The sequence below is a fragment of the Pediococcus stilesii genome (assembly GCF_001437075.1).
In the GTDB taxonomy this organism is placed as follows: domain Bacteria; phylum Bacillota; class Bacilli; order Lactobacillales; family Lactobacillaceae; genus Pediococcus; species Pediococcus stilesii.
The window spans coordinates 1-7,883 of the sequence record NZ_JQBX01000032.1 but is presented as its reverse complement, the minus strand read 5'-3'; the positions used below and the strand labels follow the sequence as shown (position 1 = coordinate 7,883).

Genomic DNA, 7,883 nt, shown 5'->3' with positions numbered 1-7,883 from the left:
TCACACCAAATATTGTACAGCCTAAAAAAGACTAGATTTCTGAAATCAATCAGAAACCTAGTTTTTTTCTACTACAATTGTATTTTCATTCAGGGTGAGTTGTAATTCAATATAAGCCATTCTTCGATAAACTGAACCTTTTATGAGTTTAAGCGTTTTACCGTTTGATATTCGGGAATATTGTCAGTAGCGTTAAATTGGTTACGTGGTCCACCTTGAATTGAGCCCATTTCAGCATGAATTTTAACTTGGTTATTATCCTCTAAAGTTAGCGTGAAATAGTTAATTCCTTTAGCACCAGAAAGCGATGAGATAACTAATTTTTGTTTATCATTGCTGACTAATTGAGGACTTTCTTGCAAGTAATCTTTGTAAATACTCTGCCGCAAAATCTCCATTCCTTCATTAAAGGTTAAAGAATTAGAGGCCTTATTATCAGCTTTGGATTGGTTGCTACTACTTGAGGTATTTGAATGTTGGTTATCAACAATTTCTTTAAATGCATCAGATAAATCAACGTTTTTCGTTTCTTCAAAGTGTGTTAGTCCATCAGGCATTCCCTGATTTTGCTCTGTGTAATATACAATTGGGGCACCATCTTGAATTGTAAATAGGTAAATACGGCCACCAATGGTTGAACCACCATTAGTATCTTCATATATTGCAACAACGTTTACATCGTACTTATCTGAACCATTGCTTGTCCAGCCTGCAGAAAGTTGTTTGTCATTGAATGCCGTTTTATTTTGAGAAAAGTCATCGGGATAGTGCATACCAGCATATGTTGTGTTTCTTTGGGGAGTACATTGTGTATAACTCTGTTTCATAGCATTACCGAAGCTTACCATAAAGTTAGCAAGCTGATTGTCTTTACTTTTGTTCCAAATTGAAGAAGCTCTTACAGAATTAGAGCTACTAGTACTTGAAGCGCTGCTGGAACTGACATTGCTTTGTTTGGAGGTTGCCGTTGGTTTTGAGTGCCCCAAATTATTATCAATTGTACATCCAGCGAGCATTAGTGGAATAATGGTCAGTAGGGCGGTCGAGAAAATTAATTTTTTCATTGAACTGTTCTCCTATTGTAATTGTTTAATTCTTTTAAAAATTTTGAGCGGATGATAGATTGATTAGTAACATCGTTCAATGCATCAGCATGGGTATCAGAGTGGTTATAGCCACAGTTAAAGTAATTGTAATTACTTCGATTTCTGCGAATAGCGACTTTTTTTCAATTTTATATTCTTCAAAAAGTTTAAGTAATAAAGGGGTAGTTAATAGTTTCTTGCAAAGAGTCTTCATACAAAATGATACCACTTAAGAAGCCATTACACTGTAAAAAGTTCAATTTGCAATATAAATGTAAATATGTTTGATTCTTGATACAAGAAAACCCTCAATTGCCGCTGCACAACAACAATTGGGGGTTATTGATTGCAGTAATATCGAAGTAATTAAAATAATTTTGAAAAGTAAGTTGGGTGCTCCTAAGTCAATATTTGGTACATTTTTTATTAGACAGCTGTTCTAATTCTTTTCGTATTGAACTAATCAATATAATTTGATGTTCTGATGACCAAATCTTCAAAACTTGAAAAATGTGTTTGGAATACAAATTCTCGTTTTAATAATGAATGAAAAGATTCAATTTGACTATTGTCGTAAGGGTAGCCTTGCTTTAAATATATGAGTGGGTGATTTGATGACGTTCAAGCAATGTTTCGACCTCGATGCTTGTGTACTGTGATCCCATATCCGAATGAACGAAGACAGGTTTTTTAAAATCTTCAAGTGCTTGGTTAAGCGTATTAACGACTAATGTTGCATCCATTTGACGGCTAATCTTAAAAGCAAGAACACGATGAACCTTCGGCTCATAAACAGAACCAAGATAAACCCAAGTTCCTGGTCGTAATTCTAGATAAGTGATATCGGTACGCCATACACTTGCCTCGGGATGACGTTTGATAAAGTTAGGACGTTGTGAGTAATCGACATGAGTACTTGGTTTCTTGAATCTACGATTCATTAATGAATGAATTCCCATTTCTCTCATCAAGCGAAAAACGCGCTTAGAGCCAATCTTAACACCTAAATTTTGTAATACTAATGTTATTCGTGGATGACTGTAAGCCCGATAGTTGTTTTGCTAAACCAACCTAGTTTGTCTTTTTAATTTTTTGTCAGCACATTCGTGCTGGCTAGGCTGATGCTTTTTCCAGTGATAATAAGTACTTCGTGGCAATCTTAAAGCAGTTAAAATAATGGATAAGCGGTGTTTAACTAGTTGATCTTTAATAAAGATAAGCGCACTTATTCGGCCTAACGCTTTCCCAGTAACACCGCCACGGCTTTTAAAATTTCTAATTCCTCTTTGGGACGCTGATTTTCCCTTTGAAGTTTTTTAAACTCCTTAGCTGTCATTTCAGATCCGTCAGCTAATTCAACTGATTTAGCAGCCTTAATCCAGTTATGAATGGTTGCTGGAGAGACACCATATTCTTCTGAAAGCGAACGTACAGAACGTTTCTCCCCATGATGCATCTTGATAATACTTTCTTTAAATTCGTTGGTATATCGTTTCATTAAAAAAACTCCCATCCTAGGTAATATAATTATGACACATCTGTCTAAAATTAGATGTACCAAATACTAGGATAGGAGCATTTGTTATTGGATTTATATTTTTATGCGATAAAAACAAGCTTTGTTTTCTATAATTTTTTTATTATACATTTAATTAAAATAAAAAAAGAAAACCGAGTCAAATATCTTTACTAGAAGTAATATACTATGATAAGCTTCATAATAATAAATGTTAATTTAATCACAAACTAATTAGCAAGTATATCAAGATAGTAGAAACAACAATGATACTAACAGTATAGATTAGAACATAATAGATTTATTGTAACCAATAAAAGATAAAATATTTGCTGATATATATAATAAGGAGGACAAATTATGTTTACAAATTTTATTATTCTATATCCATTGGTTATGACTATGATTTGGATTATAGGATCGTTAATGTATCAATTTAGAAAAAATACGGATATTTCGATAACTGAGCAAATTGAAGGGGTAAGTATACTAATACCATGTTTTAATGAACAGGATCATTTAGAAAAAACTGTTCGTTCATTGGTGGAACAGCAGCATAGGAAAATTGAAATAGTTCTAATCGATGATGCTTCAGTAGATAATACGCTAGATGTTATGAATAAATTGAAAAAAATATATAAGGATATAAAAATAGAAGTGGTTAAACTTCAAAAGAATTCTGGAAAAGCCGCGGCTATGAATGAGGGAATTAAATTTATAAATTATAAATATGTATTATGCATCGACGCTGATTCCTTGATTAATACGTATGCAATAGATCAACTTGTAAGCACATTAAATAAAAATCCACAATTGGGAGCAGTTACTGGTAAGCCACAAACAATTAATCGAAATACAATGATTGAAAAAATGCAAGCCATGGAATATACCGCTATCATTGATTTAATTAAGCGATCTCAATTCTTTTTTACAGGGAGAATTTTAACTCTTTCAGGAGTTATTGCATTATTTCGTAAGGAAGCGATCGAATCAGTTAGTGGATGGGATCCAAATGTACAAACTGAAGATATCGATATAACTTGGCGATTATCAGAAAAATCTTTTTATACAGGGTATAACCCTGAGGCGTTAACTTGGATTTTAGTGCCTCATAATTTTAGATCACTATTAAAACAACGGTTACGTTGGGCTTATGGCGGACTACAAATGTTAATTAAAAATCGAAAACGCTTGTTATTACCTTTTAAAGCCGAAACTTGGTTGCTTTATGAAATGATTGTAAGTATTTTCTGGTCTTTTATAACACTAATTTCTAGTTTGTTTTTCTTTATAAATATTTATTTATCAAATGAACTGCACTTGGATGGAAATATAATTTTGATAATTATACTTACAGGGTTAGCACAATTTATTGTTGGTTTGTTTATAAATAAAAGCACCTCTAAAATTCGGTGGTTTGTATTTCTATATGTGCCGTTGTATCTTTTTTTCTATTGGTTAGTAAATCTATATGCAATAGTAACTGCAGTATTCAAGCTAGTATACGCACCAAAAAATAACGGAAGATGGGCTTCACCAAAAAGAATAGTAGATTGAAAGGAGGAGAGGGTTCAATGAAAATTAAAGTGGACTACCATATGTCGATTTATTCAAAAATATATCAAACTATTATACTTTCCATTCTATGGGGGCTAATTTTTCTATTTATCTGGCTTAAATTATTATTCGATAGGGGGATTATAAACGATTATTTAGCACCATTATATAACTTATTAAATATTGAATATACGATGCAAAATACCATTTTTTTAAACATATTAATTGCGTTTCCTATAATTTTAGGAGTTGCTGTGGTTAGAATTTTCTTTATAAAGGAGAAAAAAAATGCATAAATTAAAACGTATAGTAGTTGCCATAACTTTTTCATTAGTTTTGGGAGCCATGATCTTAATAGTTGGAAAAAATGATTTATACAGACAATCGGCCAATGATCCTAAGTTTGAAATTAATACTGCACAATTAAAAAAGGACAACGGGGTTGCAATCTTAAGTTATCATAGAATTATAGATGATTCGTTTGCTTTGAAAACGGTTAAATTATTAACAAATAATAATCAATTGCATGATTATAACGTTACTACATCAAACTTTGAAAAACAGATACGAGATTTAAAAAAGGCACGTGTTAAATTTATTGACTTAAAAACTGCTGAAAAATTAGCCAGAAATCCTAAGAAAATTAAAGGGAAATATGTTTCTATAACTTTTGACGATATGGCAGAAAGCGCGTATAAAAATGCGTATCCCATTTTAAGGCAAAATAAAATACCCTTTGCAAGTTTCATTATTACAAGTAGACCGGGAAAATATGTAACCGATTCCAAAATGGCTAGTTGGAGTCATTTAAGAGAGATGCAGAAAAGTGGTTTGGTAACATTGTCATTGCATACACATGATATGCATTTTTTGGAGAATAATATAGCTGCTGGTAAAATTCAAAGTTATAATAAAAATTTTAGGAAAGATTATATAAAGTCGTATAACCAAATTACAGAACATTTGAAGGTAGAGCCACAGTATTTTGCTGCTCCGTATGGGAATATAAACAAGCAAAATGCAAGTTATTTAGAGAATCATACTCCAGTGAAGGGGTATTTCAATTTATCTCAAGAAATAATAGGGAATTCTGATCAACAAGGCTATGAAATTTCACGAATATTAGTTAATGAAAATAACTGGAAAAGTTTAAAAAGTTGGATTACAGCATAAGCTAATCAAAAGGACTATATGTAGTTAACGAAATTTAACTGCATATCGGGGCGGAAATGAAAGGTTGTTGATGAGGTTAAATGTATTTTCGAATGATAATTAACCTTGGTAGGCGTTTATAACGAGAACGAAAAGTTATTACTTTAAACACAAAAAAATTAAATAATTACGTCTAAAACAGAAGTGTCATTATGGCATTGTCAACGAAACTGAAAGCGTTCAGATGTAATTTCTGTTGTCTAAGCTAATACTTTGATGCTTTATTGCTAGTATATTAGACTAAAGGTACGATGATTCAGTTTATGTGTTGGTAGAAAGGAGAATGTTTATGTATTTCGACATTGTTGTTGTGGGTGGTTCAACCGCAGGATTCTATTTGGTAAAAGAGTTGAGATCTGAAGGCTTTTCTGGGAGTATCGGTTTGATCGAGAAAGAAGACTCACTCCCGTACAATCGTTATAAGCTATCGAAAGATTGGATGTTAAGTGATGATTTAAACGCTCCTGTCTTTAAACCTGAATTATTCTTTATGAACAACAAAATCAAGATAATGCTGAACACTGAGGTAACTTCGATACTCAAGGATCAAAAGAAAGTAGTGACAGCGAGCCGTAAAGAAATTGAGTATGGTAAGTTAGTAATTGCTATCGGCTCAGAACCACGACACTTAAAAATTAATCATGATGAAGCTGAAGGCGTTTTTTATCTAAGAAACTATCATGATGCTTTAGCAATTAAAGAGTGGAGCAAAAGAGTTAAGAATGTTGTCTTAATTGGAGCTGGCTTTATTGGCTTAGAATTAACGAGTTCATTAAGAAAACGTGGATTGAATGTAACTGTTGTTGAATATTCAAATCACCCACTAGGAAGGGTGGTGGGCGCTGACGTTTCTCAATATTTTGTTGACATGCACCAAGATCATAATGTCGAATTCAGACTAGGAACTAGCGTGAAAAATATTCAAGTTAATGATCAAAATGAAGTTAAAAGTGTTGTTACTGATTCAGGCGAGACAATCGCTTGTGAGATGATCATTATTGGCGTCGGCGCAGTACCTAATGAGTCAATTACCAGCAGTCCTTTTGAATTTTCTAAAAATATTACAGTTAATAAATTTAACGAGACTGATGTTAAAGATATTTATGCCGTAGGTGACTGTACGATTTGGCCTTTTCGCGATGAAATGGTCCATGTTGAGCATTGGGAAAACGCTCAGAATCAGGGTAAGAATCTAGCAACTAACTTACTAGCGACACATAGTGTTCCCTACGAAACCATACCTTACTTTTGGACTGATCAATATGATCAAACTTTTGAATATTTGGGTCATGCTGTTAATTGGGACCATACCTTCGTTAGAGGTGATTTAACAACACGCAGATATACGATTGCTTACGTTGATAAGGATAATGTGCCGCTAGCAATTTTGTTTGCTAATGGTAATGATCAACGTGAAGATGTTACCGAATTAATGACGAAAGGTAAGGCAATTGATCAAGCATTATTTGAAGATGCGGGTCGCAATCTGGCAGAGATTTAAATTATAGTTTTTAGAGAAAGGATGAGCTAAATGCCACAAGTAAAGTTACTACGTGCATACGACCATCAAGAGGTGAGCCATTATAAAGGTTATAAAATATTGGTTGATCGACTTTGGCCGAGAGGTGTGTCTAAGTCAGAATTACCATATGAATGGTGGCTGAAAGAATTAGCACCAAGCAATGAGTTACGTTCATGGTTTGATCATCAAGATAAACATTATCCAAAATTTAAAACGGAATACCTTAATGAAATTGAAAATAATCCGTTGAGCGATTCAGTCTTATCCTTTTTAAAAAATATTATTCAAAATGAAGATATTGTTTTAATTTATGGTGCAAAAAATGAAAAATACAATCAAGCAATTGTCTTGAAAAGTTGGTTAGATTCAAATTTTTAATAACATTAAAATCAATTTAAAGGAGCGTATAAATAATGGCTAATATCTTACCTAATTCAGAACGAGTAGGGATTCCTAATAATTCCTTATTAACTGAAACTCCCGAAGAAGGGCGCCAGTTAGCAATGATGATTGCTCGTCATACAATACATCAAATTCAGCCTGATCTGGATGTGCTTAAAGAAGGACGTAAAGAATACGCGACAAGTCCTCATTTATTAACAGAAGCTGCTAAAGTTGTTGCATTAGAATTTCAAACAATTGCCGCTGCGAATAATTATTGGCGATGAGCGATAATCTATTTTTAGAGTAAATTAGAAAGATACCTCACTAGGTTATAAGGAACTGAAGTTATAATTTGACACAGATATATAAGGAAATGAGCCTGAAGTGTCTTAATTGTATTTCTNTGTTGAATCGCGGTTCGGATTTGATTCAATAACTGATACGTTTGTTTAAGTTCAGAATCAAGTGATAAAAGCTGATCGACAACTTCCGTTGCGCTCATCCAATAAGGGGAATTAGTCCACTTATGATAACTCTTAAAATCTAATTGTTCAGCAGGTACTAGTAATAGTTTCCAATAGTGTTTGAGGGCTCTAAATTCGCGTGA

Annotated in this window: 7 protein-coding genes and 1 pseudogene; 6 read left to right on the top strand and 2 right to left on the bottom strand. The window is 33.0% G+C overall.

Annotation, left to right across the window (positions count from 1 at the left end; all coding sequences use genetic code 11):
• Nucleotides 1-140: 140 nt before the first annotated feature.
• Both IV81_RS08990 and IV81_RS08985 read right to left on the bottom strand, forming a co-directional pair.
• Nucleotides 141-1,064 carry a DUF4767 domain-containing protein gene (locus IV81_RS08990; RefSeq protein WP_057804368.1) on the bottom strand — a complete coding sequence of 308 codons (924 nt, stop codon included), beginning with the start codon at nt 1,062-1,064 and terminating at the stop codon, nt 141-143.
• 480 nt (nt 1,065-1,544) lie between these two features.
• Nucleotides 1,545-2,583 (bottom strand): annotated as a pseudogene (locus tag IV81_RS08985) (IS3 family transposase).
• A 378-nt stretch (nt 2,584-2,961) separates the two neighbouring features.
• Between IV81_RS08985 and IV81_RS08975 the strand changes: the two are divergent.
• The 6 genes from IV81_RS08975 (at nt 2,962) to IV81_RS08950 (ending at nt 7,560) form a co-directional block, all read left to right on the top strand.
• On the top strand, nt 2,962-4,158 hold the full coding sequence (locus IV81_RS08975) for a glycosyltransferase family 2 protein (RefSeq protein ID WP_057804365.1): 1,197 nt from the start codon (nt 2,962-2,964) through the stop codon (nt 4,156-4,158).
• A 17-nt stretch (nt 4,159-4,175) separates the two neighbouring features.
• Entirely contained in the window at nt 4,176-4,454 is a 279-nt protein-coding gene (locus IV81_RS08970) for a hypothetical protein (RefSeq protein ID WP_057804363.1), read from the top strand.
• Nucleotides 4,447-5,331: a polysaccharide deacetylase family protein gene (locus IV81_RS08965; RefSeq protein WP_057804361.1), complete on the top strand. Its 885-nt coding sequence runs from the start codon at nt 4,447-4,449 to the stop codon at nt 5,329-5,331. Before IV81_RS08970 ends, IV81_RS08965 begins: the two co-directional genes overlap by 8 nt.
• 328 nt (nt 5,332-5,659) lie before the next feature.
• Nucleotides 5,660-6,871 carry an NAD(P)/FAD-dependent oxidoreductase gene (locus IV81_RS08960; RefSeq protein WP_057804360.1) on the top strand — a complete coding sequence of 404 codons (1,212 nt, stop codon included), beginning with the start codon at nt 5,660-5,662 and terminating at the stop codon, nt 6,869-6,871.
• A gap of 30 nt (nt 6,872-6,901) precedes the next feature.
• Complete coding sequence (locus tag IV81_RS08955; RefSeq protein WP_057804357.1) at nt 6,902-7,270, top strand: DUF488 domain-containing protein; 369 nt, start codon at nt 6,902-6,904, stop codon at nt 7,268-7,270.
• Nucleotides 7,271-7,305: 35 nt separating this feature from the next.
• Complete coding sequence (locus IV81_RS08950; RefSeq protein WP_057804355.1) at nt 7,306-7,560, top strand: hexameric tyrosine-coordinated heme protein; 255 nt, start codon at nt 7,306-7,308, stop codon at nt 7,558-7,560.
• The last annotated feature ends 323 nt before the right edge of the window (nt 7,561-7,883 follow it).